Origin of the sequence: Nocardia sp. NBC_00565 (genome assembly GCF_036345915.1) — a bacterium.
In the GTDB taxonomy this organism is placed as follows: domain Bacteria; phylum Actinomycetota; class Actinomycetes; order Mycobacteriales; family Mycobacteriaceae; genus Nocardia.
The window spans coordinates 7,962,733-7,986,524 of the sequence record NZ_CP107785.1 but is presented as its reverse complement, the minus strand read 5'-3'; the positions used below and the strand labels follow the sequence as shown (position 1 = coordinate 7,986,524).

Genomic DNA, 23,792 nt, shown 5'->3' with positions numbered 1-23,792 from the left:
ACTAGGAGGTGCGCAGGAAACGCGCCTGCCTGGCCGGTTCTCTCGGCAGCAGATCCAGATCCAGCTGCCACGCGCTGCCGGTCCACGGATCGAACAGCGGGGTGCCGTCCGTCGTCGGCAGATGCCGGCAGGACTGCGACAGCATCGCCACGGTGCCGTCGCTGGATTCGGATTCGTCGGAGCCGACGATGAGCGTGGACAACCCGATCAGATCGCCGCGCAACATCAGCGTCGCGATGCGGTGTGCGTCCGCGGTCTGGTACCCGTGCGGGAAGTCCGCGGCCAGCAGTACCCGGTGTTCGGTCGGCGGGGTGAAATTCCCGCTGGAATAAGCCAATTCGGCCAATTCGGCGGCATCGACCAAGGCTTGCAGCCGCGCCGAGATATCGCCGAAGTCGGTGATCGGCGGACCGTTCAGCACCGGCGTCAGCGGGCCGACGAGCTGGTGGAACGCCCCGGTCAGATCGATCATGTCGACGAGGGTGCGCCGCCCGGGATCGGCCGCGAGCAGCCGGGCGAGCAGCGCGCCGACGACCGGGGTCGCGGCGGCGGTGGATTCGGTGTCGACCCACAGCGGGCGGGTCAGCGGGACCGGCACACAGTACGGAATGCGCAGCGGCCCACGTTCGATCGCGTACAGCTCACCGAGCCGGATGCCATCGCTCGGCGTCGGCGATCCGTCCCAGGCGGGCGAGTCCCAGGAGGCCAGCGACGGCGGCAGCCGCCGATCGGCGTCGGCGAGTTCGCGCATGAGCTGTTCGCTATCGCGCAGGTGGTTGCCCTCGGCGGTGGCGATCAGATCGTCACATCGGCGCTGGGCGGCCTGTCGCGCATCCTCGGCCGCCGGGGTGTTCCTGGTGGCCGGATCCGAAACCGCCGCGGAAAGTTCCTGATCCAGCCGCTGCATCGCGTAATCGCGGGAGGAGATGAGCGCGGCGGCCGAGCGCGCGGCATCCTCGAAGATCATCCACAGGCGTTCGAGCCCGTGCGCGACCTCGAGCGGCGCCGGACCGGTCGCGCGCGCGTCCCCGGAGCCGGGACCGCTGATGGTGTCCTGACCGCTGGCCCGCCCCGGGGCGCTGACGGGTTGGGTGTCGCGCAGATCGGCCGCACTGTGTTGACCGGAGTGCGGCCGACCGGACGGCGGCGTCACCGGTTCGTCGACCTCGACGCCGTGCGCGGTGAGCAGCACGGCAAGTCCACCCGCATAGCCCTGGCCGACAGCGCGCAGCTTCCATTCGGTCCCGCGCCGGTATACCTCCAGGCAGATCAGCGCGGTCTCGCCCGAGGACGGATCGATCGCGAATTCGGCTGCGACGACATCATTTACGGCGAGCGCGGCGGTGACCGCAGCGAGCCCGCCCGACTGCGCGGGCGCGGCCGGATCGGCGCTGACCACCAGCAGCACCGCCTTGGCGTCCGCGCGCACCTCGGCGAGCCGGATGGTGACCCCGTCCTCGGATAGGGTCACCCCCGCGGTCTCGGCCTGGTTGTAGAACACGAAATCGCCGGTATCGAAGACCCGCAGGTTCTCCGCCACCACGAGCGCGGAAACATCCAGGGCAGCCCCGGCTTTCGCACTGAATCGAACGATATCGCCGGTCAGCGCCATGTTCTGACCGGCCTTCAGCTGAATCACGTTGTCCGCCCCGTTATTTCGTGCTCGACCTTATTCAGTTGCCCAGGAACCGGCCCATTTGTGGCACCGCCTCGCCGGGATGCTTGGCCTGGAAACCTTCGCCGAGTGCCTGCATCTTCCAATCGTTGCCGACCCGGAACACCTTCGCCATCGCCATCGCGGTGAACGGCATCCCGCCCGCGAGGGTGTACCTGGCCAACTCGGCGTTGTTGGCCCCATCGACCAAGCGGCAGAACGCATTCTGGATCTGCTCGAAGGTGTGGCCCTTGTAGGAGGTCACGATGAATACCAGCGTGCTGACATGCGCCGGGATGCGGGTCAGATCGACCAGGATCACCTCGTCGTCGCCCTCGCCCTCACCGGTGAGGTTATCGCCCTGGTGCCGGATCGAGCCGTCCTTGGAGGTCAGCTGTCCGTAGTAGGCGACATCGACCATGTTCATATCGGCGAACATCACCACCGACGCGTCGAGATCGACATCGACGGTCCGGTTGCCGAACATGCCGCGGTTGCGCACCGGATCCCAGCCGAGCCCCATCTTCACGAAGGTCAGCGCGGCGCCGCCCTCCTTGCGCAGGGTGACCCGCTGGCCCTTGACCAGGCTGACCGGACGGTCCTTGCTGAGGCTGACCTCGGCGGGTGGCTGCTGCTGCGCGGCAGGCTGAGCCGGCGGCGGGTAGCCCTGGCCGGGACCGGGTGGCGGCGGGTAACCGCCTCCGGGCGGCGGGTAGCCCTGGGCCGGTCCGGGCGGCGGCGGGTAGCCGGGCGCGCCCTGCGGGTAGGTCTGCGTTGGCGGGTACTGCGGCTGCTGCTGCGTCGGGTACGCGGGCGGCGGCGGTTGGCCCGGACCGGCCTGGGTGGGCTGATAGGCCGGCGGCGGCGGGGCCTGCGTAGCGGCCGGAGACTCGTCGACGGACACGCCGTGATCGGTGACCAGCGCGGCGAAACCGCCCGCGTAGCCCTGGCCGATCGCGCGCACCTTCCATTCGCTCTGCCGCCGGTACAGCTCCAGCGCGATCACAATCGATTCGCTGTTCAAACCGTCGATGCGGTACTCGTACAACTGATTGCCCGCCGAATCCGACACGATCGCCGTCGGCGCGGGAAAGCGGCCGAAATTGCTGGTCGCGTCATCGAGGGTGATCACCGCGCGGATCTGCGCGATATCCGCGGGCACCGCATTCAGCGATACCGCCAGCGACGCGGGCTGCCCGGCCGGTGCGGGCTGCAGATTCACCCCGGGGCCGCTGGGCTGGTTGAAAAAGACGAAGTCCGCGTCGGAGCGGACCTTCCCCGACTCGGTGACCAGCAGCGCGGACAGATCCGCCGGTGCGGTCAGCTGGATGGAGATCACCACGTCGTTGGTGGCCAGCGGGCCATTCTGACCCTTGGCGAGTGTTGCGGACAAGTTCGACCCTTCGCTTGTCGGTGCGTACGGTGCCACTCTACGAGAAACGCGCCGAACTCGATCCGAAGTAATGGCCGAGATCGCCTCGATGCCATCGGTTAGGGTGGCGAAACGCAGTCGGGATCTGGGGCGATCAATCCCATGTTCCCCTACGAGACAGCAGGCAAACTCCCCATGGCGCAACTGTTCGAGCAGTCGAAAAAGGTGATCGAGGCGCACCTCGCCGGATCGAGTATCCGCGCGATCTCCGGTTCGATGGTCGCTTACGAAGGAAATGTGCAGTTCAAATCGGCCGGTTTCGGCGGCGGCGACGGCGTACTCGCCGGGCTCAAGCAGCGTGCCACCGGCGAGAAACTGTCGTTGATGGAATGCACCGGCAATGGCCGGGTCTTCTTCGCGGTCAACGGTCAGCACGTCACCGTGGTGAACCTGAATAACGAGACGCTGCAGGTGGAATCGCAACAGCTGCTCTGCTTCGCCGGAAATCTGCGCACCGACGTACGTTTCGCCGGTCTGCGCGGCGCGTCCTCCGGTGCGGGACTGTTCACCACCACGGTGACCGGACAGGGTCAGGTCGCATTGCTCTCGGCGGGCGGGCCGCTGATCCACCTCGAGGTCTCGCCGCAGTACCCGCTGATCGTGGATCCGGATGCGTTCGTGGCCTGCCGCGGCAACCTCAATCAGTCATTCGTGACCGATGTGTCGTGGCGCAGCTTCGTCGGTCAGGATGCCGGCGAGGCGTTTTCGCTGCGCTTCGACGGTCAGGGCCTCGTGTTGATCCAGCCGGCGGAACGGTAAGGGGACCTGCGATGTTCGAGAAAGTCAACGGCAAGGCCGTCAAGGTCGATGTCGGCATGGCGGGCGGCGTGGTCGCGCGCAACGGCGCCATGCTGTTCTACACCGGCGATATTTCCTTTGCGCCGCATCAGATTCCGGGCGCGGGCCCGGGCGTGGGCGGCGGCGGCATCATGCGGATGGCGGGCCGGATGATGGCCGGTGAGCATGAGCGCACCATGTTGGCGACCGGCAATGGCGAAGTGCACTACGGCTTCGCCGGGCTGGAAGTCCATGTGGTGCAGATGCAGCCGGGCGCGGTGCTGCGGGTCGAGGCCTCGCGATTGCTGGCCAATACCGCCGCACTGCAGAGTTCGATTGTGTCGGTGATGAGTTCGGGCGGCGGCGGAGGCGGCGGCGGGCTGATGGGCGCGCTGCGCGGGGCCGCCAGCGGTGCGCTGACCGGTCAGGGCATGTTCACTACGCAGCTGTCCGGACAGGGCGCGGCGGTGCTGCTCGCGCACGGCGGATTCCTGGAACTGCCGGTGGGCGGACCGCTCGGTTCATCTGGGGGGAACCCCCAGACCCCCGGGCAGATCGTGGTGGACCCGCAGGCGTTCGTCGCCGCCTACGGCAATGTGCAGACCGAGTTGAAGACAGCGATGAGCTGGCGCGACGCGGTCGGCCGCGGCTCCGGTGAGGCGATGCAATTGCATTGTGTCGGACAGGGTGTCGTCTACGTGCAAGCCTCGGAAGAGAAGTTGTGAACCATGACTGACATTTTGAATCCGCTGAATCTCGGTGAGAGCGACAATATCCCGGGCAACAGCTACGCCTACTGCATCGACCTCACCAAACCGTGGTTCATGCGCAAGGGCGCGATGATCGCCTACTACGGCGATATGCGGTTCCAGATGCTGACCCACGGACTGCAGGGCGGACTGCTGCACATGGTCTCCCAGCAGTTCTCCGCACCGCTGTTCACCAGCGACTATGTGATCGCCGAGGGCCACGGCAAGCTGATCATCGGCGACCGCGGCTACGACATCAACTCCTACGACCTCGAGGACAACGGCAACCTCACCATCCGCGCCGCGAACCTGCTCGCCTTCGAACCCGGTCTATCGCTGAACCAGTCGATCGTCCCCGGCTTCCTCACCCTTATCGGCACCGGCAAATTCCTCGCCTCATCCAACGGCCCGGTCATGTTCGCCGAACCGCCATTGCGCGTCGACCCGGAAGCCCTTGTCGGCTGGGCGGATTGCCCCTCCCCCAGCCATCACTACGACCAGCGCTGGATAACCAGCTTCCTCGCCGCGGGTGCCGCGCGCTTCGGCGTGAACTCCGGCGAGGAACGCCAATTCGACTTCACCGGCACCGGCACCGTGCTCATCCAATCCAGCGAGAAGATCCTCAGCGATTCGGCCCTGATCCGCACCATCGAGGGTCAGTTGCAGAGCGGTATGACCGTCGGCGGACTCCAACGGTTGCATGGCGTCATCACCCAGCAACTGGGAGCTCAGCAACGCGAGTACTGACCGCCGCGACGCGACGCCGTCGGCGGATGACACCGGGTCCTCCGCCGAGTCCTACCTTCGGCCGACTCGGCGCGGTCCGATCCTAGCGGGCCGCCAACTCGAATCGCGCCGCGAAAGCCGCCATCTCCTCGAACTGCTCGACCCGGTCGGTGGCGGTAGCGCCGACCACGATGCGGGTCACGCCTTGGGCGGCAAAGCCTTCCACACGATCGCGCGGCATATCGATCGATCCCCAGCGTGTGTACTCCAACGCCGCCGGATCCCGTCCCGCCGCGACGGCTGTCGATCTGGCGAGTTCCAAGTGCTCGGCCCGTTCCGCGGGCATCAACATGCCGCCCGGGAAGTAACCATCGCCGCGTCGCCCGACCCGGCGCGCCGCCGCGCGACTCGATCCGCCGATATGGATCGGCAACTGGTCCCCACCATGGGGTTTCGGGTACACGCACAGGTTGTCGAACGAGAAGAACTCACCGTGGTAGCTGACACCGTCCGCACCACCGGCCCACAGCAGGCGCAGGACGTCGATCGCCTCATCGGCCCGCCGGCCGCGGGTAGCGAAATCCACTCCGAGCGCCTCGGCCTCGCCCGATAACGTGCCGAGTCCCACTGTCAGCAGCCGCATTCGCCCCTTGGACAGCAGGTCGATGGTCGCGAGCCGTTTGGCCAGCACCACCGGATGGCGATACGGCAGCAGCAGCACGCCGGTACCCAACAGGATCCGTTCGGTGACCGCCGCGACGAAGCTCAGACAATCGAGTGGATCGGGAAAGGGCAGCGTCGGCGGCATTTCGAACGTACCGACCGTTGCTCCGGGGTACAGCGCGATGTGATCGGGCAGATAGATCGACTCGAAACCACACGCCTCGGCATGCTGCGCGAACGCCATCAGCCGATCCGGATCGGTGCCGTAATACGGTGTGCTGTAGCTGATTCCGAACTTCATCGGGTCACCGCCGCCGCGGCGAGCTGGTCACGCAGCTGGGTTCGCACCGCAGTCAACCGATCGAGGGCGCCCTCGACCTCAGCGAGCTTGCGCCGCAATGTCGCCACCGAATCCGGGCAGACATCCCCCGAGGTGTTCCCTTCGCGCAGGCAGGCCACGAACGGGCGGATATCGTCGAGATCGAACCCGACATCGAGCAGCGTCCGAATCTTGTGGACGACCTGCAGCTCCGTCTCGTCATAGACGCGATACCCGTTGGTGGAGCGCTGCGCCCGCACCAGCCCGTGCTCCTCGTAATACCGCAGCGTCCTGGTGCTCGTCCCGACGCGTTCCGCGAGCTCACCGATCAGCATTCGACCTCCTCAATGACCTTCTCGGCAACGCTAAACCTTGTCGCCGGTGTCAAGGCAAGCGTCGGCTACGGGGTGTTCGGGGCCGCCTTGATGAACCAGTTGATGATCTCCTCGCCCGCGAGGATGCCGCAGGCGCGGGTGATGGTGAGGTTGGGATGGGTCCAGTTGAGTTGTTCGAGTTCGCCGTGGCGTGGGCGGATGGCGGAGTCCGCGGTGCGCAGCATTTCCGCGTCGAGCGCGCCGTCGCCCGCCGCGAGCGTCAGTGCCGCGTTGGTGAGTTCGCCATTCTCGACCAGGCGGCGGCGCACCTCGCGGACCGCATGGCTCTTGCAGACGGCGATCGGCATCGTGTAGATCTTGCGGCCCTGTTGCGAGGCGGACCAGCCGCGTTGGCGGCACCAGGCATCCCATTCGGCGAGGAAGCCCTCGGGCACCTCCTTGGGCTTCACCACCAGATAGGTGAACAGGTGGTCGGCGACCCGGAATTTGGTGACCCAGGAGTCATCGATCCGAGCGCGCAGTTCGGTATTCACCTCCGAGAGCGTCGCACCGCCGGCCCGCACCTGTGCGTCGATATCGATGCGCCAGCGCATATCCGGGACGCCGTCGACCAGGATATTGCCGCCATTGCTGGTGATCGCGTATCGCCATGGGGCGCCGGGAAGCTGGATCCGCTCGAACTGCTTGATGGTCCGAGTGGTGGTGGGAATGACGGCGGCGGGTTCGGTCAGGATCTGCATCCGCAGGGCGGCGGTGGTTGTCATGAACGACAGGGGCGCGCCCTCGAGGTGCTCCACACAGACCGTCGGCACCTCGGTACCAGCATGGAAAGCGTTGCGCGAGTAGATCATCGTCCGGTCCAGATCAGTAGCGATCAAGGCCTGTCTTCGTAATCTCCGTAGCATTAAGCTTGCACGTCCTTGATCAATCCCATACATGAGTAGGCGAGATCGGGAACGACCTCGACCGGAACGCCGCGGGCCGCGGCGAGCAGACGGATGTGCGCGTGCTCGGGCGCGTCCGCCACGCGCACCAGCACCCGCCACGGCAGTCGCCGCAGCAGCACCCGAGTCGTCTCGCCGACACCGGGTTTCACGAAATTCACGCTGGCGATGCCGTATTCCCGGCGCACCTTGTCGACCGAGGCCCAGCCGGTCCAGGTCGGCGTGCGGTCACCGGCGCGCACGGCGGCCAGTTCGGCGGGCACCCGATCCCGGATGGTGTCGAAGGCCGCGGTCACGGTGTCGAGCAGGCGGCCGGAGACATCGTCGCCCGCGAGATCGCGGTAGAACTTCGCGCCGTGGAAGTCGCCGGGACCGATCAGCGTGTCGTTGAGGACGGTCCGCGAGATCAGGCCGGAGACCGTGGAGTTCAGGCAGGCCGAGGCGATCAGGAAGTCGTCGCGGGTGCCGTAGGTGCGCACACAGTGGCCCGGGTCGGCGAGGACGGCGAGTTCATCATTGAAACGGGCACCGCCCGCAGCGTGATAGGCGTCCAACGCCGCGGTCAGCTCGCGGGTGATCGCGCCCTTGCCGGTCCAGCCGTCGACGAATACCACCGAGGCCGGATCATGATGGCGGGCAAGGTAGTCCAGCGCGACGGCATCGATGCCGCGATCGCGCACGATCGACACCGCGTAGTGCGGCACCTCGAGGCCGGGCACCGCACCCCGGCCCGAACGCAGCCAGCGCCGCATGAGGACACCGATCGGGGTGCCGGCGCGGGCCAGCGAGACCAGCACGATGTCATTACCTCGTTCGGCGACAACGAGTTCCGATACCGTCGCGACGGCGAGGGCTAGTCGCTCGGCGCTGTCGGCCAGTACCTCGTCGAACAGTGACCGGTACGCGGCATCGGGCTGATACTCGATCGGCAGCGACTCGGCATAATGCGCGGCCCCGGACTGGATCCGGCGTTCCCGCACCGCCACATCGGCCTCGAGGTCGACCTCGGAAAGATCCTTCAGCAGCCAGGACACCTCTTCGGCCGCATACGATCCGAACTCCGGGCCGTGCAGGGGGGCGGGCAGTTCGAGCGGCGGGTCCGAGTCGAGGAAGGTCTCCGATTCCGGCATGGCATTCGACTCCAAGACATAGTTCGGTGACAGCTCGCTCCGCTCGGCATGCAGCTGCCGCGGATCCGCACCCGGCAACACCGCCAGGACGACATCCGAGCCGGACGCGGTCAGCACATCGATGAGACCGCCCTGCGCCCTGAGTTCTTCGGTGTCCGCGGGTGGGTCTATGACGACAACGAGCACCGGCTCAGCAGCCTCGGCAAGGTCGGACTCATCGCTCGTGTCGACACTATGCGCGGACCACGCCACCTCGGCCGAGGCGTCCTCGGCCCACTGCGCGTTGTACAGATAACGCGGCTGCGCCTCACCGGGTTCGGGCGCGATGAACCGGAACCCGCGCCGGAGCGGATAACCCGGCTCGTCCAGCACATAGGCGGGCGAGCGAGTCGTCGTCTGGAATCGCGTCGGAATACCGGCGTCGGCGAGGACCGCGGCCAACCGCAAAGGCAGATACATCAGCTCTTCATGCCCGAGCACAATGGCGGGCCGACCCAGCTCCGCGAGCCGTACCCGCAACGCCTCGGCTGCCTTCGCGAGCGCCGCCTCGAACGCATCGGTATCCGATCGCAGGATCCCGTGCCTGCCGCCCTCGGGAACCGAAGCGGGCCAAGGCAACTCGACCCGTTCGAACGAACCACGCCGCGACGCGGTCGGATTCAACATCGGCTCCGGCATTGCCGACACCGTCTCGGTCAGATCGTCGGGTAGCAGGGTACGCCCGGAGGCCAAGCAGACGGTGTCGATCCGTGCGCCCAACTCCTCGGCCACGGCATCGAACCGCACCCGATCGTCCGCGGTCCGCATATCCACCAGCGACGCCAGCACGTAATGCGATCGCGGTGCGAACGCGTGCAGTGCCCGTAGCGCATCCATCGCGGTATCGCCGGTGGAGATCTCGTCGTCGACGAGCACCAGCGGCAGATCGTTGACGAAGATATCGGCGGGCGCGGGCTGCAGCATATGCGAGGTGGCGTGTGAGTGGCCCTCCTCGAATCCGGTCAGGGTAGTCGCGGTGGGCACCGCGCGGCGGGTGGAGTGCAGATAGCAGCCCGCGCCGATCCGCGCCGCCACGCAATGCCCCAATCCCGTTGCGGTCTCGGCGAATCCGAGCACCACCGCCTCGCGAGCACCGAGTGTCTCCCGCACCAGATCGCCGAGCCGGTTGCCCGCGCCGAGCACCACCCGGGGATCGGTCGGCAGATGCTTGCCGAGCACGGTGGACACCAGCAGATGGGCGCGGCGCGGATTACGCCGCAGACCGGGCTGGATCAGCATCGCGATGGGCAGTTCGGCGGGCAGCACATCCACCGATGCGCCGCCATGTGACTGTTCGTGCCACAGCTCGATACCGAGATTCGCTGTCGCCCAGGGATCACTGCTCATTCGGTCACCAATGCCGTCAACAGATCGACGAACGAGACACCCTTGTTCGCGACACCGAAAACCCGGGCCCGCAACAAGGTCTGGCGCGCCCAACTGCGGTGCGGCCGCATCTCGTTCATCTTGTTCCGATACCCCGACGCCGCCACCCCACCGGCATCGACCTGCAGAATGTCCAGCGCGTCCGAATACTCCTCATGCGTCACCACCGACAGCGCGTGCACGGCCGCCACATGCGACGGATGGATCACCGTCTTGCCCTGGATGCCATTGGCCCGGTCCAGCGTGATCTCGCGCAGCAGACCGTCCAGATCCCGGCTGACCAGATAGCGCCGGAACGGCACCGCGTCGGACTCCTCGAACGGCGCCGTGCGCAGCAGCGGCCGGAACATCCGCTCGTGATCGGCGAAGTACTCCCAGACCGGCCCGGTGATCACGAAACCCGAACCGTCCGAACGCCCCAGGTAGTTGACGATATCGGCGATGACATCGGCGATCACCCGCACGTCGTAGATCGTCAGGTCCCGGTCGCGCCGGATGCCGAAGGTCGAGCACATATCGGTCGCGCCGATCCGCACCGCGAGGATCCGCTCCCGATGCTCGTCCAGCAGCGCCGCGATATGCGTCAACTCCTGATCCCGGGTCTCGCGATGTACCAGCGCCGCCGATTCGAGCACCGGCATGCCGTACACCGGCCTGCTCAATCGCTCGGCGGCCGCCGCGAGCGCCGCGAGATACTTCGGGCCGCTCGCACTGTCGAACTTCGGGAAGACGAATCCGGTCAGCGCCGCCGCGCCCGTACCCAGCTGCTCGACGATTTCGGTGACGGTATCCGCGTCCCGGACCCGAACGAACAGCAGCGGATTCGGATCCGCGCTGTCGGCGAGCAGATTCAGCGTCGCGACCGTCTGCTGTTTGGCGAACTCCACCTCGTGGTCGGCGACCGCGTCCTCGAGATCGATGACCATCGAGCACACGCCGCGCGCGGCCCGCTTGCTGATCGTCAAGGCGAGGTCCGGCCGAGTCGCGGGCGCGTACAGCGTGGCGCCCAAAGCGATCGCCAAGAGTTCCCGGTCGGCGTGATCGCCGAACGGTTCCGGTTGTCTGTGGAAGAGGTGCCGCGCCTCCGGGCCGTGCAGCTGCCGAAAATGGCGCAGCGGCAATTGCTTTCGCAGGGAGATCTGTTGCTGGACGGCGATGCCTGCGGTCATCGTGACGCTGTCCTCATTCCCAGTGGCCGTGGCCTCATTCCCGTGGCCTCATTCTCGTCGTGGTCCTGCGTGTTTTCTCATTCGATCCACTACCCCCGCTACGAACTCCGCGACGGCGTCCAATTCGGCCACATAGGCCCAGTAGTCGGGGTGGCGCCCCGACAGGTTCTCGGTGATTCGATCTATTCGGTCCACCTGTGCGTCGAGCACAGATCCCCATTCGCCGACGAGCCCGCGACTCACCGCGAGCATTTGCGCGTCCCGCAGCCGAAATCGTACGGCCTTGGCCTTTTCTTGCGGATTCACGCGGACCTCACGCAGCAGGGTCAGCCGTTTGGTGACGGCGTCGACCTTCTGCTCGGCCTCGGCGAGATACCCACGTGCGGATGTGGTCAGCTCAAGTGCAAACTCCGGATTGTTCTCCGCCGCCGCCGCACGCGCCCGGACCAGGGCAGCGTCGGCGGCCTCGATGGCCCGTTGACTGTCCTGCCCATTGTTAGCCAGATCCGCCGAACTCGCAGCATTGAACTCGCGGAGCAGCTCCGAATAGGCGGGCGCCAGTCTTTCGCCGCGATTGCGCGCCGCGGCCAGCCTGGTGGTCACCGAGGTGATCGAGGTGGCCGCCGCGCCGGCCCGGGATGGCGCCTGCGCCAACGCTTCCGCCAGCTCTTTCGTCGCCGATTCCAGATGGCCTGCGGCCTCGCGGCGCTGCGCCACCGACACCTCGGAACCGAGGGCTTCCAGTGTGAGCAGCGACTCATCCACCGCCGCGGCGTGCTGACGCACCGAGGGGTAGTCGGCGTATTCGGATTCGGCCGCCTGCCCGCGCACCCCCGCCGCCGTGACCTTCACCTGCTGCACGAACTGCGGCACCGTGCCGAGCACCGCGACGGCCTGCTCGAGCTCGGCCTGGTTGCCGCGGTAGAACTCGTCTACCGCCCTGGCCGCGTCGGTCAGCTGCCGCACCAGGGTGTCCACTCGGGCCTGCCCCTGCGGCATCGGGGTGCCGTCGCGTTCGGCGTTGTCCAGTTCCTCGGTCAGCGTCAGATACGCACCGGCGGCGTCATAGCACCGGGTGCGCGCCGGTTCCCACTGCGCGGACAAGCGCGGATCCGGAAATACCTGCTCATACGCGTGCACCGCCGCCTCGGCCGCGCTCTGGCGTTGATCCATATCGAGGAACGCGGCCGCCAGCGTCGGCCGGGCCTGCGAAATCCATTCGGTGTGCCCGGACGACCGGAACCATCCACGCCTACGGCCTGTCACGCCCCGATGGTAGGCGGTGTTCTCGCCTTCGCTCGCCCAAGCGCAACAGACGGTTTGGCAGTTCCTACGCAAGCTCGCCGAAACCTACTACTGTCGTAAGGCGTACCCGGCGATTCGGACATGCTGGGAATCACAGACGTCTATTGAAAGGGAACCCCGCATGGGTGTCAGTTTGTCCAAGGGCGGCAATGTCTCGCTGACCAAGGCGGCGCCGAACCTTACCGCTGTCTCCGTCGGGCTCGGGTGGGATATTCGTACGACCACCGGCACCGACTTCGATCTGGATGCCAGTGCGATCGCGACCGGGGCGGACAAGAAGGTCGTGTCCGACAAGCACTTCATCTTCTTCAACAACCTCAAGTCGCCCGAAGGCAGCATCGAGCACCTCGGCGACAACCTGACCGGTGAGGGCGAGGGCGACGACGAGGTCATCAAGGTCGACCTGGCCAACACCCCGCCGACGATCGAGAGCATCTTCTTCCCGGTCTCGATCTACGACGCGGATACCCGTCAGCAGTCGTTCGGTCAGGTGCGCAACGCCTACATCCGCGTCGTGGACCAGGCCAACAACACCGAGCTGGCGCGCTACGACCTGTCCGAGGACGCCTCGACCGAGACCGCGATGGTCTTCGGCGAGCTGTACCGCAACGGCGCCGAGTGGAAGTTCCGCGCCGTCGGCCAGGGCTATGCCTCGGGTCTGGCCGGTATCGCCCGCGACTACGGCGTGAACGTCTAAGACGGAGCGATCTCACAGGGGGCTCGGCGACGGGCCCCCTGTCCGCGTGTTCACGGAACGATTTATCTCCGCGCACCGTTGGACAACCGACGGTTCCGCGGCCACGCTGGAACCATCGTCGCCACCGCGGGTTGCACGACCCTCGGGTTACATCAGCCAAGGCGCGCTCGGACAAGCATTCGAACCGCCGCACGGAAAGGGTCTCCGCGTGGTCCTGCGCATATTCGGGATGTCCATCGTCGTCACCGTGGTATCGCTCATCGTGGCGTTCCTCTACGGCGGGCCGACGGCGCTGGCGCTGGCCGCGATCCTCGGTGTACTCGAGGTGTCGCTGTCGTTCGACAACGCCGTCATCAACGCCACCGTGCTGGAACGCATGAACGCGTTCTGGCAGCGGATCTTCCTCACCGTCGGCGTGGTGATCGCCGTATTCGGTATGCGGCTGATCTTCCCGCTGGCGATCGTGTGGATCACCGCGGGCCTGAACCCGGTGAAGGCCTTCGACCTGGCGCTCAACCCGCCGGAGAACGACGCGCCGACCTTCCCCGATGGCAGCAAGAGCTACGAAACCCTGCTCACCGATGCCCATCCGCAGATCGCGGCGTTCGGCGGCATGTTCCTGCTGCTGCTGTTCCTGAACTTCATCTTCGAAGAGCGCGAGATCACCTGGCTGTCCTGGCTGGAGAAGCCGCTGGCCCAGCTCGGCAAGCTCGATATGCTCTCGGTGGTCGTCGCGAGCGTCGGACTGGTGCTGACCGCGGAACTCGTCGCGAGCGACGAAGAACGCGCCACCGTGCTGGTCGCGGGGCTGCTCGGCATGATCACCTACATCGTGGTCGACGGACTCGGATCGCTGTTCCACACCGAGGAGTTCGAGGAAGGGGCCGAGGGCGGTCCGTCCCAGCTGGTCAAGGCCGCGGGTAAGGCGGCGTTCTTCCTGTTCCTCTACCTCGAGGTGCTGGACGCGTCGTTCTCCTTCGACGGTGTCATCGGCGCCTTCGCCATCACCTCCGACCCGATCATCATCGCGCTCGGCCTCGGCCTGATCGGCGCCATGTTCGTCCGCTCGATCACGGTGTACCTGGTGCGCAAGGGCACGCTGTCGGAGTACGTGTACCTGGAGCACGGCGCGCACTGGGCGATCGGCGCACTGGCGGTCATCCTGTTCGTCTCGATCGGTGTGCACATCAACGAGATCGTCACCGGCCTTGTCGGCGTGGCGTTCATCGGCGCGGCGTTCGTTACCAGCATCATTCGGAATCGGCACGAGGATGCCGATGAAGTGGAGAGCGAGCGAGAGCCCACCCCGGTAGGCTGAATTTCGGCAATTAGCCGAAGAACCTGAGCGGCAGCGGCCTTTAACGGCCGCTGCCGCTTCTTCTTTTCCCAAGGGGGGACCAGCGATGGCGAACAACAGTCCAGGCGTCGACCTGTCCAAGGTGACCCTGTCGAAGGCGACGGCCGACGGTGTGGTCACACTGTTCCCCACCTCCGGTCCGCAGATCGAGGTCCGGCTGGACTCCCCGGTGGACGGTGCGCGGTCCTGCGCCATCGCCCTGCTGCAGAACCAGGGCTCGGGCACCACCGTGCACCGGGAAGTGAACTACATCAACGGTTCCCAGCGCATGATCGACGAGGCGTACGGGTGGGGCATGGAGTGGCACTCGGCGCGAAAGTAGTCGGCGCAGCCGGGTTGCTAGCTGACGCGCACTGGGACCGGCCGGGGTTGTTCGGCCGTGGACGTCGGTCGGCGCGATGCGAAGACCATGCCGATCAGGCCGACGCCGAGTCCCGCCGCGGCAAGCGGGCGCAGCGGCTGATCGATGAACAGCCAGGCCAGGATCGCGGTCACGGCCGGGGTCGCGAAGAACAGTCGGCCGACCCTGGTCGCCTCCCAGCGCCGCAGCATGGCGTTCAGCAGCAGGAAGGCGACCATCGAATTGACCAGCACCATCCAGGTGAGTGCGGCCGCGAATCGGCCGGCGTCCCAGATGTGCAGTTGTCCGGTGCCCCAGGCGATTACCCCCGCGACCGGTGCGCTCGCGGCCATATGCACCGCGGTGGCCGCGCGCGAATCGACCTGCGGGACGAATCGCTTCTGGTAGATCGTGCCGACGCTGAGGCCGAACAAGCCGATCACACACAGCAGCAGACCGACCAGTGACATGCTCGATTGGTCGAGCACGGCCAACCCGACGCCGACACCGCCGATCCCGAAGCCGAACCACTGTCGCGCGGTGACGGTTTCGCCGATGAATCCGGCCAGCAAGGCGATGACCACCGGATTGAGCCCCTGCACCAGTGCGATGATCGCGGCCGAAATGTGCAGGCTCATCGCCGTATAGAACGCGCCGAACTGCACGATCTGCATCAGCAGTCCCGCGATCAGGACATGTTTGAGTTGGCCGCCGCTGGGCCATTGGGCCCGCATCACGGTGGCGTACACCGCGAGCAGGATCGCGGCGATGGCGAACCGCGCGAACAGCACCATCATCGGCGGCGCGGCGCCCACACCGACCACTCCGGCGATGAAGGCACTGCTCCACAGCACGACGAACAGCGGTTGCATGCCGGCCGCCAGGGATGGCTTGCCGGTCGCTCGGAACAACGGATCCAAGAGCTGCGTCTTCACGTGAACTCCTCGAGCGACCACACGGGGCCGCAGTAACCATCTAAGTCGGTTACTAACGTCGCATCTTTGCGCATAACCTGTCAAGGTGGTTACTCTGAAGACGTGTTCGCCTTCGTGAGCGGTAACCTCGCCTTGGACTTCGCCGGCACGGTCAAGGCCCGTGCCACGACGTTCGACGACTACCTCGGCACGCCGGCGGATCTCGACGAGTGGCTGCTCGCCGCAGAGCTCCTGGACACCGCACCGCACTGCGACGCGGCCATACTCGACCGCGCCGTGCGCCTGCGCGAGGCGGCCTACCGACTGGCCTCGGCTGCGGCCCGCCACGAATCGTTCGCCGACGCGGACCGCAAGATCGTCAACGAGCTGGCCGACGGCGAATTGCCCCGGCTCACTTTGCGATCCGACGCGACCGTCGGCCGCCACGGCGATCCCGATGCGGCACTGACCGCGATCGCGCGCGCCGCCATCGAAATGCTCGGCGGCGCGGAGCGAGGACTGATCAAAGAGTGCGGGCGCGTCGAATGCACGCGCCTCTACCTCGACACCTCACGCGGCCGCTCACGCCGCTGGTGCGATATGACCATCTGCGGAAATCGCGCAAAGAGTGCCGCATTCCGCGCCAGGCATACCGACTGACGGGTCATTACGCGCCGCCACTAGGCCACCGGCACCAATTCGCCGGGTTCGAAACGGGGTATCGGTGGTGGCGCAAGGCGGAAGCCGCGGGGCAGGGCACGAATGAAGAGGAAGAAGAACACAACGAGAAGTACGGCGCGGCCCCAGACGCCGAATTGGACGACGTTTTCCATCTGATCCACCGAGCCGCCGGAACCGATCGAATAGAAGTATCGGAATACGCCGATCCCGATCGCCGCATCGGCGACCAGATAGGCCGCGATGGCCGACCACGGGACCTCGAGCAGGACCAGGAATGGAATCAGCCACAGTGTGTATTGCGGCGAATGCACCTTGTGGAACAGCAGGAATCCGCAGAGCATCGCGCCGCTGACACCGATCCACGGGAACGTGCCGGTCAGCTGGAATCGCTTCCAGCCCAACCACATTGCCAGCGCGAAGGCGACCAGGACCAAGGTCGGCGACGCGATCGATACCGCGTGCTGGAATGCGGTCTCGCTCTCGGCGTCCTGGCCGAACATCTGCCGCAGTCCCCAGTACCAAATGGAATTCGTGGTGATATCGGCCTGGCGCAATTGCTGGAAGGTGATCGACGCACGCCAACCCTCGTAACCGGCAAGTGCGAAAGGCAGATTAACCGCGACCACCGTGCCGATGGCGGCCGCCGCCGTCAGCAGCGCGCCGCGCACATCGAACCGCGGCGGCGTCGGATCATCCATATCGCGGATACCGCCGGTGAGCACATAGGCCATCAGCGGCAGCACGAAGATGCCCGGATACAGCTTGAGGCAGAAACCGATGCCGAGAAGTACAGCGGCCAGAATTCCCCTGGTGCGCAACGAATATCGGGTCAGCGCGGTCACCACGTACACCGCGCCGACCGCCATGCAGACCACAGGCAGTTCCCAATTGTGGAACGCATAGAGCACCAATGGCGGACCCGCCGCCCACAGCAGCGCGGCTCGCCCGGCCAGCCGGACCAGCAGCCAGGCGGTCAGCAGTGCGAACGGCGCCAGCAGCAATGCCGAATGCAGCAGGAATTCCGCGTCGTTATCGGCGCCGACCGCGCCGAGCCACATCAAAACGCCGCTGAGCACCGGATACTCGACCGCACCCCCGGTCAGCGCGCCCTCGTCGGTGATGCCGCCATCAATATAGGGAAAGACGTGATTGTCGATATCGCGCCCGAGCCACAGGAATTGGATATCGGAATAACAGACATCCGAATCCTTCTTCACCTCGAAGACCGAACTGCGGCCGTCCGCGCCGAACGGCGCACCCGCGCACCGCGCCTTGTTCGCGTACGCGAGCAGCAGCGTCAGACCACACAGCAACACCACGACCGCGGCTAACGCCGCGGTGCGCGTGAGGACTCCACCTCGCTGGCGCTCGGCTCCGTCGCGCCGCGAGGGGGCTGTGTCGATGGCTCGCTCGCTCCGCTCGCTCACGGGCCTGCGATCGTGTCGCTGGCGGCCAGTCCGGTCGGCATGACGACCACCCTAGGTGCCTGAGGCAGTCCGCGCCCATATCCCCAGTGATGACACGACTGTCGAGGCCCCTACGACCGGCAAAAGACCCGGGGAGGCGGGGGAGTTTCAAGGCTCAGTAGCTGGTCATGTAGCCTTGTCGGGTTGCTGACGCAACGACCCTCCTGCCACGGACCGTCCGTGGCCGTTTCCTAGTCCACAGGAGGTGATTGGTCCGTGCGTCATTACGAAGTGATGGTTATCCTCGATCCGAGCCTGGACGAGCGCACCGTTGGTCCGTCTCTGGAGACCATGCTCAGCGTGGTTCGTACCGATGGCGGCAAGGTCGACAAGGTCGACATCTGGGGCCGCCGCCGTCTCGCCTACGAGATCGCCAAGCAGGCCGAAGGCATCTACGCGGTGGTCGATCTGACCGCCGAGCCCGCCACCGTGAGCGAGCTCGACCGCCAGCTGGGCCTCAACGAGTCGGTGCTGCGCACCAAGGTTCTGCGCCACGGCAAGTGACCCTCGATTGCGTCGGTGCCTGTCTCTAGGCTCTAGCGCAATAGGGCACTGCGGACTGCATACCGAGCAGGAGGAACCACATGGCAGGCGACACGGTCATCACCGTCATCGGAAACTTGACGGCCGATCCCGAACTTCGATTCACGCCCGCGGGCGCTGCGGTGGCGAATTTCACCGTCGCATCGACTCCCCGCGTGTTCGACCGTAATTCGAACGAATGGAAAGACGGCGAAGCGCTGTTCCTGCGCTGCAACATCTGGCGTGAAGCTGCGGAGAATGTCGCCGAAAGCCTGACCCGAGGCGCCCGTGTGATCGTGAGCGGACGACTGAAGCAGCGCTCCTACGAAACCCGCGAGGGTGAGAAGCGCACGGTCGTCGAGCTCGAGGTCGACGAGGTCGGTCCCTCGCTGCGTTACGCCACCGCGAAGGTCGCCAAGGCCAGCCGCGGCGGCGGGGGCGGCGGCGGATTCGGTTCCGGCGGCGGCGGTGGCAATTTCGCCCCTGCCGGTGGCGGTAGCAGCGCAAGTTCCGGTGGCGCCCAAGACGATCCGTGGGGTAGCGCACCTGCGGCCGGCTCCTTCGGGGGCGGCGGCCGCGTAGACGACGAACCGCCGTTCTGAGAACGGCTCACATCGGTCCGACCATGACTGTTCGCAGTCGCTCGAAAGAGCCGGGCCATCACACGATTACGGAGTAAAGACCATGCCTAAAGCGCCCGCGCGCGAAAAGGTGCTGAAGAAGAAGGCTTGCACCTTCTGCAAGGAAGCCAAGTCCGGCACCGTCAATATCGATTACAAGGACACCGCCCTGCTGCGGAAGTACGTCAGTGATCGCGGCAAGATCCGCGCTCGCCGGGTCACCGGCAACTGCGTGCAGCACCAGCGCGACGTCGCCGTTGCCGTGAAGAACTCGCGTGAGGTCGCCCTGCTGCCTTACGTGTCGACGGCTCGCTGAGAAGGGAGACATCGCAATGAAGTTGATTCTGACTGCTGATGTGGACAACCTCGGTGCCCCCGGTGACACCGTGGAGGTCAAGGACGGCTACGGCCGCAACTACCTGCTGCCGCGCGGCCTGGCAATCGCCGCAAGCCGGGGCGCCCAGAAGCAGGTCGAGGGCATCCGCCGGGCACAGGACGCGCGCAAGGTGCGCGACCTGGATCACGCCAACGAGCTGAAGCAGGCCATCGAGGGCCTGGAGTCGGTCTCGCTGTCGGTCAAGACCGCCGGCACCGGCAAGCTGTTCGGCTCGGTCACCCAGTCGGATGTCGCCGCCGCTATCAAGTCGGCCGGTGGCCCCGTCGTCGACAAGCGCAGCATCGAGCTGCCGAAGTCGCACATCAAGACGACCGGCAAGCACGGCGTCGTGGTGCACCTGCACCCCGACGTGATCGCGAAATTCGACCTGCAGGTCGCCGCGAACTGAGTTCATTCGAAGGCCACTCTTGTGTTTCGGCACAAGGGTGGCCTTCGGCTGTGCGGCATAAGACCAATGCGAGGTTCCGCGTTCGACATGATCAAGATTCGATTTGGTAGCCAAACGTTTGCGAAAAGGCCCACAGAGTGACCTGGACCATCTTCGGCTAACACTTGCTATCGGCTCTACCACCTGTTATTCGGCTTGTGGATCGCCGGGAAAACCAACCGGCCGCAATGTGATCCAGTTCATATCCGTAATACGCGCTGTTTACCCAACACGCCCGGCTGTTCAACTGGACCGACACGCCGACCCATCATTCATCCACACGTGGATAGATTCAGAAATCGATATCTATCTGCGTATTTGAACGAGATGACCTGGGTTTTCCCCAAGTAGTACACAGGGGGTGCACATCGTTAGGTAAACAGTCCCCAACTTATCCACAGGTGTGTACACAGTGCGGTTTGGCGTGTCCCCATCGGGTCGCCTAGGTTCGTCGCATTGTCATGAACGAACCTCCGGATCGTCATGATCCGGGAGCTGTCACACCCGTTTGCTGGAACCGCAGGTGAGACCCATTGACGGGGGCTCGCACACGGCGGTTCGACGCCGGACGTGTCGGTACCCGGGAGTACAACGAGTGATCAATAGGGTCAGCCGGCGAGAGAGGACGGTCGAGTCTGGTGACTGCCACCGATGACCGCGGGCACACGGATTACCCGCCCGAACCGCCCGGCGAAGACTTCGGCCGTCAGCCCCCGCACGATATGGCGGCCGAGCAGTCCGTACTCGGCGGCATGCTGCTGAGCAAGGACGCGATCGCCGACGTCGTCGAGGTGCTGCGCCCCGGCGACTTCTACCGTCCGGCCCACCAAGCGGTCTACGACACCATCCTCGATCTCTACGGCCGCGGCGAACCCGCCGACCCGGTCACCGTCTCCGCGGGCCTGGACCGCAAGGGCGAACTCAAGCGCATCGGCGGCCCGCCCTACCTGGTCACCCTGACCCAAACCGTGCCCACCGCCGCCAACGCGGGCTACTACGCCGAAATCGTCGCGGAGAAGGCGATCCTGCGCCGCCTGGTCGAAGCGGGCACCCGCATCGTCCAATACGGCTACGCGGGCGCCGACGGCCAGGACATCGCCGAGGTCGTCGACCGCGCGCAAGCCGAGGTCTACGAGGTCACCGAACGCCGCACCACCGAAGACTTCCTGCCCCTCGAGGAACTCCTCCAGCCCACGATGGACGAAATCGACTCCATCGCCTCCCGCGGCGGCATCTCCCTCGGCGTCCCCACCGGCTTCACCGAACTCGACGAACTCACCAACGGCCTGCACCCCGGCCAGATGATCATCGTCGCCGCCCGCCCCGGCGTGGGTAAGGCCCTGGCCCTGGACACCCCCCTGCCCACCCCCACCGGCTGGACCACCATGGGTGAGGTTCAGATCGGCGACGAACTCCTCGACGCCCAAGGCCGCCCCACCCGCGTCCTCGCCACCACCGACGTGCTGACCGAACGCCCTTGCTACGAGGTCGAATTCTCGGACGGAACTGTGATCGTCGCGGACGAACAGCATCAGTGGCTCACCATGGCCGGGTCTACCGGCGCTCGTGCAGCCGCCGTACGCACAACCGGCGAAATAGTCCACAGTGTGCGTCGCGCGGACGACAGCCCGAACCATCTCGTGCCGAGTACCGCTCGTTCGGCCGCCCGCCACATTGTGGATGTGCGAAAGATCGACACTGTCCCCGTACGGTGCGTGGAGGTCGACAATGCCGACCACCTGTACCTCGCGGGCGCGACGATGGTCCCGACGCACAATTCCACGCTCGGCATGGACTTCATGCGCAGCTGCTCGATCAAGCACGGCCTCCCGAGCGTCATTTTCTCGCTGGAGATGAGCCGCACCGAAATCGTGATGCGCCTGCTCTCGGCCGAGGCGAAAATCAAGCTGGGCGATATGCGTTCGGGCCGCATGAGCGACGACGACTGGACCAAACTGGCTCGCCGAATGAGCGAGATCAGCGAGGCACCACTGTTCGTCGACGACTCGCCCAACCTGACCATGATGGAGATCCGCGCCAAGGCGCGCCGCCTCAAGCAGCGCCACGACCTGAAACTCGTTGTGGTGGACTACCTCCAGCTGATGACCTCGGGCAAGAAGGTCGAATCCCGCCAGCAAGAAGTCTCGGATTTCTCCCGAAACCTGAAGCTCCTGGCCAAGGAACTCGAAGTACCTGTCATCGCCATCAGCCAGCTGAACCGTGGCCCCGAACAGCGAACAGATAAGCGCCCCATGGTATCTGACCTGCGCGAATCTGGTTGCCTCCCCGCTTCGACGCGAATCCTGCGGGCGGACAATGGCGGCGAGACCACCCTCGGGGAGTTGCTCGCAAGCGGCGAACAGCCGCTGGTGTGGTCGCTGGACGACCGTATGCGCATGGTGGCGCGTCCGATGGTGAAAGTCTTCCCCAGCGGACGAAAGGAAGTGTTCCGGCTGCGGCTTACCTCGGGACGGGAAGTCGAGGCCACGGGCAACCATCCATTCCTGACCGTCGACGGCTGGATTCCGCTCGAGAAGCTGGCTGTCGGTGATCGCCTCGCGACCCCGCGCTACGTCCCAGAACCGGTGGACACCAGGCCTATGGCGGATGCCGAAGTAATCATGCTGGCGCATATGATCGGTGACGGGTCGTGTATCAAACGGCAGCCGATTCGCTACGCCAGCATCGATGAAGAGAACCTCGCGGCGGTCACCACCGCCGCACGCCACTTCGGTGTAACAGCGGTGCGCGATGACTATGCGGCGGCGCGCGTCACCACCTTGCGGCTGCCCGCGCCGTACCGGCTCGCGCGCGGCAAGCGGAATCCGATCGCCGCCTGGCTCGACGAGCTTGGTCTCTTCGGTTTGCGAAGCTATGACAAGTTCGTCCCGCAGCGGGTGTTCGCACTGCCGAACAATCAGATCGCACTATTTTTGAAGCACCTCTGGGCCACCGATGGTTCGATCCGCTGGGATGCGAAGAACAAGCAAGGTTGGATCTATTACGCGTCAACGAGTCGTCGTCTGATCGACGATGTCGCACAGCTGCTGCTCCGCCTCGGCGTTCATTCGCGGATTAAGCGAGTCACCAAGTCGGGCTATCGAGACGGCTGGCACCTCGCAATCTATGGCTCCGAGCATCAGATCGCGTTCATCCGAGATATCGGTGTCCACGGCGCACGCGGCGTCAAGGCACAATCGCTTCTCGCCGAACTTGAGCCTCTGGTGCCAAAGCCGAATGCCGATACTGTGCCCAAGGAGGTCTGGCGACAAGTTCAGACACTGCTGGCCACCAAACAAATGACCCATCGGGAGTTCTCTGACGCGATGAATTCGCGTTACTGCGGATCGCAGATGTGGCATCACGCACCGAGTCGGTCGCGTCTAAGCCGGGTTGCGGCGGTGCTCGATGACGCCGATATCGAAATGCTGGCTACCAACGATGTGTTCTGGGACAACATAGTTGAGGTGACCAGCCTTGGGGAGCAGGAAGTGTTCGACGGAACTGTCTCTGGCACGCACAATTTTGTTGCCAACGGCATTAGTTTGCATAATTCTTTGGAGCAGGATGCCGACATGGTCATCCTGTTGCATCGACCGGATGCGTTCGAGCGGGATGACCCGCGCGGTGGCGAGGCCGACTTGATTGTCGGTAAGCATCGTAATGGCCCGACCGCGACGATTACCGTTGCGCACCAGCTGCATTTGAGCCGGTTTGTGGATATGGCGCGCGGCTGATCGTTG

The 23,792-nt window shown here is 65.5% G+C and carries 21 protein-coding genes and 1 pseudogene; 12 read left to right on the top strand and 10 right to left on the bottom strand.

Annotation, left to right across the window (positions count from 1 at the left end; translation table 11 throughout):
• Nucleotide 1: 1 nt before the first annotated feature.
• Nucleotides 2-1,639, bottom strand: coding sequence for a TerD family protein (locus tag OG874_RS36820; RefSeq protein WP_330251652.1), 1,638 nt, complete (start codon nucleotides 1,637-1,639; stop codon nucleotides 2-4).
• 34 nt (nucleotides 1,640-1,673) lie between these two features.
• Nucleotides 1,674-3,047: a TerD family protein gene (locus tag OG874_RS36815; protein ID WP_330251651.1), complete on the bottom strand. Its 1,374-nt coding sequence runs from the start codon at nucleotides 3,045-3,047 to the stop codon at nucleotides 1,674-1,676.
• Nucleotides 3,048-3,221: 174 nt separating this feature from the next.
• Here OG874_RS36815 and OG874_RS36810 point away from each other — a divergent pair, with 174 nt between their 5' ends.
• From OG874_RS36810 to OG874_RS36800, 3 genes are read left to right on the top strand one after another with little or no spacing between them, the layout of a single operon-like run.
• On the top strand, nucleotides 3,222-3,845 hold the full coding sequence (locus OG874_RS36810) for an AIM24 family protein (RefSeq protein WP_330257581.1): 624 nt from the start codon (nucleotides 3,222-3,224) through the stop codon (nucleotides 3,843-3,845).
• An 11-nt stretch (nucleotides 3,846-3,856) separates the two neighbouring features.
• Complete coding sequence (locus OG874_RS36805) at nucleotides 3,857-4,588, top strand: AIM24 family protein (RefSeq protein ID WP_330251650.1); 732 nt, start codon at nucleotides 3,857-3,859, stop codon at nucleotides 4,586-4,588.
• Nucleotides 4,589-4,591: 3 nt separating this feature from the next.
• Nucleotides 4,592-5,359: an AIM24 family protein gene (locus OG874_RS36800; protein WP_330251649.1), complete on the top strand. Its 768-nt coding sequence runs from the start codon at nucleotides 4,592-4,594 to the stop codon at nucleotides 5,357-5,359.
• Nucleotides 5,360-5,441: 82 nt separating this feature from the next.
• Here OG874_RS36800 and OG874_RS36795 read toward each other — a convergent pair whose 3' ends face one another.
• The 6 genes from OG874_RS36795 to OG874_RS36770 all read right to left on the bottom strand — a co-directional run bounded on the left by OG874_RS36795 (nucleotide 5,442) and on the right by OG874_RS36770 (nucleotide 12,589).
• Entirely contained in the window at nucleotides 5,442-6,302 is an 861-nt protein-coding gene (locus OG874_RS36795) for an LLM class F420-dependent oxidoreductase (RefSeq protein WP_330251648.1), read from the bottom strand.
• On the bottom strand, nucleotides 6,299-6,655 hold the full coding sequence (locus OG874_RS36790; RefSeq protein ID WP_330251647.1) for a MerR family transcriptional regulator: 357 nt from the start codon (nucleotides 6,653-6,655) through the stop codon (nucleotides 6,299-6,301). Before OG874_RS36790 ends, OG874_RS36795 begins: the two co-directional genes overlap by 4 nt.
• 65 nt (nucleotides 6,656-6,720) lie before the next feature.
• Nucleotides 6,721-7,560: an HAD family hydrolase gene (locus OG874_RS36785; protein WP_330251646.1), complete on the bottom strand. Its 840-nt coding sequence runs from the start codon at nucleotides 7,558-7,560 to the stop codon at nucleotides 6,721-6,723.
• On the bottom strand, nucleotides 7,560-10,115 hold the full coding sequence (locus OG874_RS36780) for a phosphoribosyltransferase (protein WP_330251645.1): 2,556 nt from the start codon (nucleotides 10,113-10,115) through the stop codon (nucleotides 7,560-7,562). The genes OG874_RS36785 and OG874_RS36780 overlap by 1 nt, the downstream gene beginning before the upstream one ends.
• Nucleotides 10,112-11,323, bottom strand: a complete 1,212-nt coding sequence (locus tag OG874_RS36775) for an HpcH/HpaI aldolase/citrate lyase family protein (RefSeq protein ID WP_330251644.1) — start codon at nucleotides 11,321-11,323, stop codon at nucleotides 10,112-10,114. Before OG874_RS36775 ends, OG874_RS36780 begins: the two co-directional genes overlap by 4 nt.
• Nucleotides 11,324-11,371: 48 nt before the next feature.
• Nucleotides 11,372-12,589 (bottom strand): hypothetical protein, encoded by a 1,218-nt coding sequence (locus tag OG874_RS36770; protein WP_330251643.1) that lies wholly within the window; start codon nucleotides 12,587-12,589, stop codon nucleotides 11,372-11,374.
• 160 nt (nucleotides 12,590-12,749) lie between these two features.
• Between OG874_RS36770 and OG874_RS36765 the strand changes: the two genes are divergently transcribed.
• From OG874_RS36765 to OG874_RS36755, 3 genes and pseudogenes are all read left to right on the top strand, one after another.
• Nucleotides 12,750-13,325 (top strand): TerD family protein, encoded by a 576-nt coding sequence (locus tag OG874_RS36765; RefSeq protein ID WP_330251642.1) that lies wholly within the window; start codon nucleotides 12,750-12,752, stop codon nucleotides 13,323-13,325.
• A gap of 208 nt (nucleotides 13,326-13,533) precedes the next feature.
• Nucleotides 13,534-14,643 carry a DUF475 domain-containing protein gene (locus OG874_RS36760; protein ID WP_330251641.1) on the top strand — a complete coding sequence of 370 codons (1,110 nt, stop codon included), beginning with the start codon at nucleotides 13,534-13,536 and terminating at the stop codon, nucleotides 14,641-14,643.
• A 136-nt stretch (nucleotides 14,644-14,779) separates the two neighbouring features.
• Nucleotides 14,780-15,004: pseudogene (locus OG874_RS36755) on the top strand (Tellurium resistance); the annotation flags it as partial.
• A gap of 17 nt (nucleotides 15,005-15,021) precedes the next feature.
• Here OG874_RS36755 and OG874_RS36750 read toward each other — a convergent pair.
• Entirely contained in the window at nucleotides 15,022-15,957 is a 936-nt protein-coding gene (locus tag OG874_RS36750; protein WP_330251640.1) for a DMT family transporter, read from the bottom strand.
• Nucleotides 15,958-16,059: 102 nt separating this feature from the next.
• On the opposite strand from OG874_RS36750, the gene OG874_RS36745 reads away from it, so the two are divergent.
• Nucleotides 16,060-16,596 carry a CGNR zinc finger domain-containing protein gene (locus OG874_RS36745; RefSeq protein WP_330251639.1) on the top strand — a complete coding sequence of 179 codons (537 nt, stop codon included), beginning with the start codon at nucleotides 16,060-16,062 and terminating at the stop codon, nucleotides 16,594-16,596.
• A gap of 20 nt (nucleotides 16,597-16,616) precedes the next feature.
• Here OG874_RS36745 and OG874_RS36740 read toward each other — a convergent pair whose 3' ends face one another.
• Nucleotides 16,617-17,936 carry a glycosyltransferase family 87 protein gene (locus OG874_RS36740; protein ID WP_330257580.1) on the bottom strand — a complete coding sequence of 440 codons (1,320 nt, stop codon included), beginning with the start codon at nucleotides 17,934-17,936 and terminating at the stop codon, nucleotides 16,617-16,619.
• Nucleotides 17,937-18,299: 363 nt separating this feature from the next.
• Here OG874_RS36740 and rpsF point away from each other — a divergent pair, with 363 nt between their 5' ends.
• The 5 genes from rpsF (at nucleotide 18,300) to OG874_RS36715 (ending at nucleotide 23,786) form a co-directional block, all read left to right on the top strand.
• The gene (gene rpsF / locus OG874_RS36735; protein WP_330251638.1) at nucleotides 18,300-18,587 is read left to right on the top strand and encodes a 30S ribosomal protein S6; all 288 of its coding nucleotides are present in this window, start codon (nucleotides 18,300-18,302) and stop codon (nucleotides 18,585-18,587) included.
• 80 nt (nucleotides 18,588-18,667) lie between these two features.
• Nucleotides 18,668-19,207, top strand: a complete 540-nt coding sequence (locus OG874_RS36730; RefSeq protein ID WP_330251637.1) for a single-stranded DNA-binding protein — start codon at nucleotides 18,668-18,670, stop codon at nucleotides 19,205-19,207.
• Between the two features lie 82 nt (nucleotides 19,208-19,289).
• A complete protein-coding gene (rpsR, locus tag OG874_RS36725) occupies nucleotides 19,290-19,541 on the top strand; it encodes a 30S ribosomal protein S18 (protein WP_040697505.1) in 252 nt (83 codons plus the stop codon).
• A gap of 16 nt (nucleotides 19,542-19,557) precedes the next feature.
• Nucleotides 19,558-20,010, top strand: a complete 453-nt coding sequence (rplI, locus tag OG874_RS36720) for a 50S ribosomal protein L9 (protein ID WP_330251636.1) — start codon at nucleotides 19,558-19,560, stop codon at nucleotides 20,008-20,010.
• Nucleotides 20,011-20,687: 677 nt separating this feature from the next.
• Nucleotides 20,688-23,786, top strand: coding sequence for a replicative DNA helicase (locus OG874_RS36715; protein WP_330251635.1), 3,099 nt, complete (start codon nucleotides 20,688-20,690; stop codon nucleotides 23,784-23,786).
• The last annotated feature ends 6 nt before the right edge of the window (nucleotides 23,787-23,792 follow it).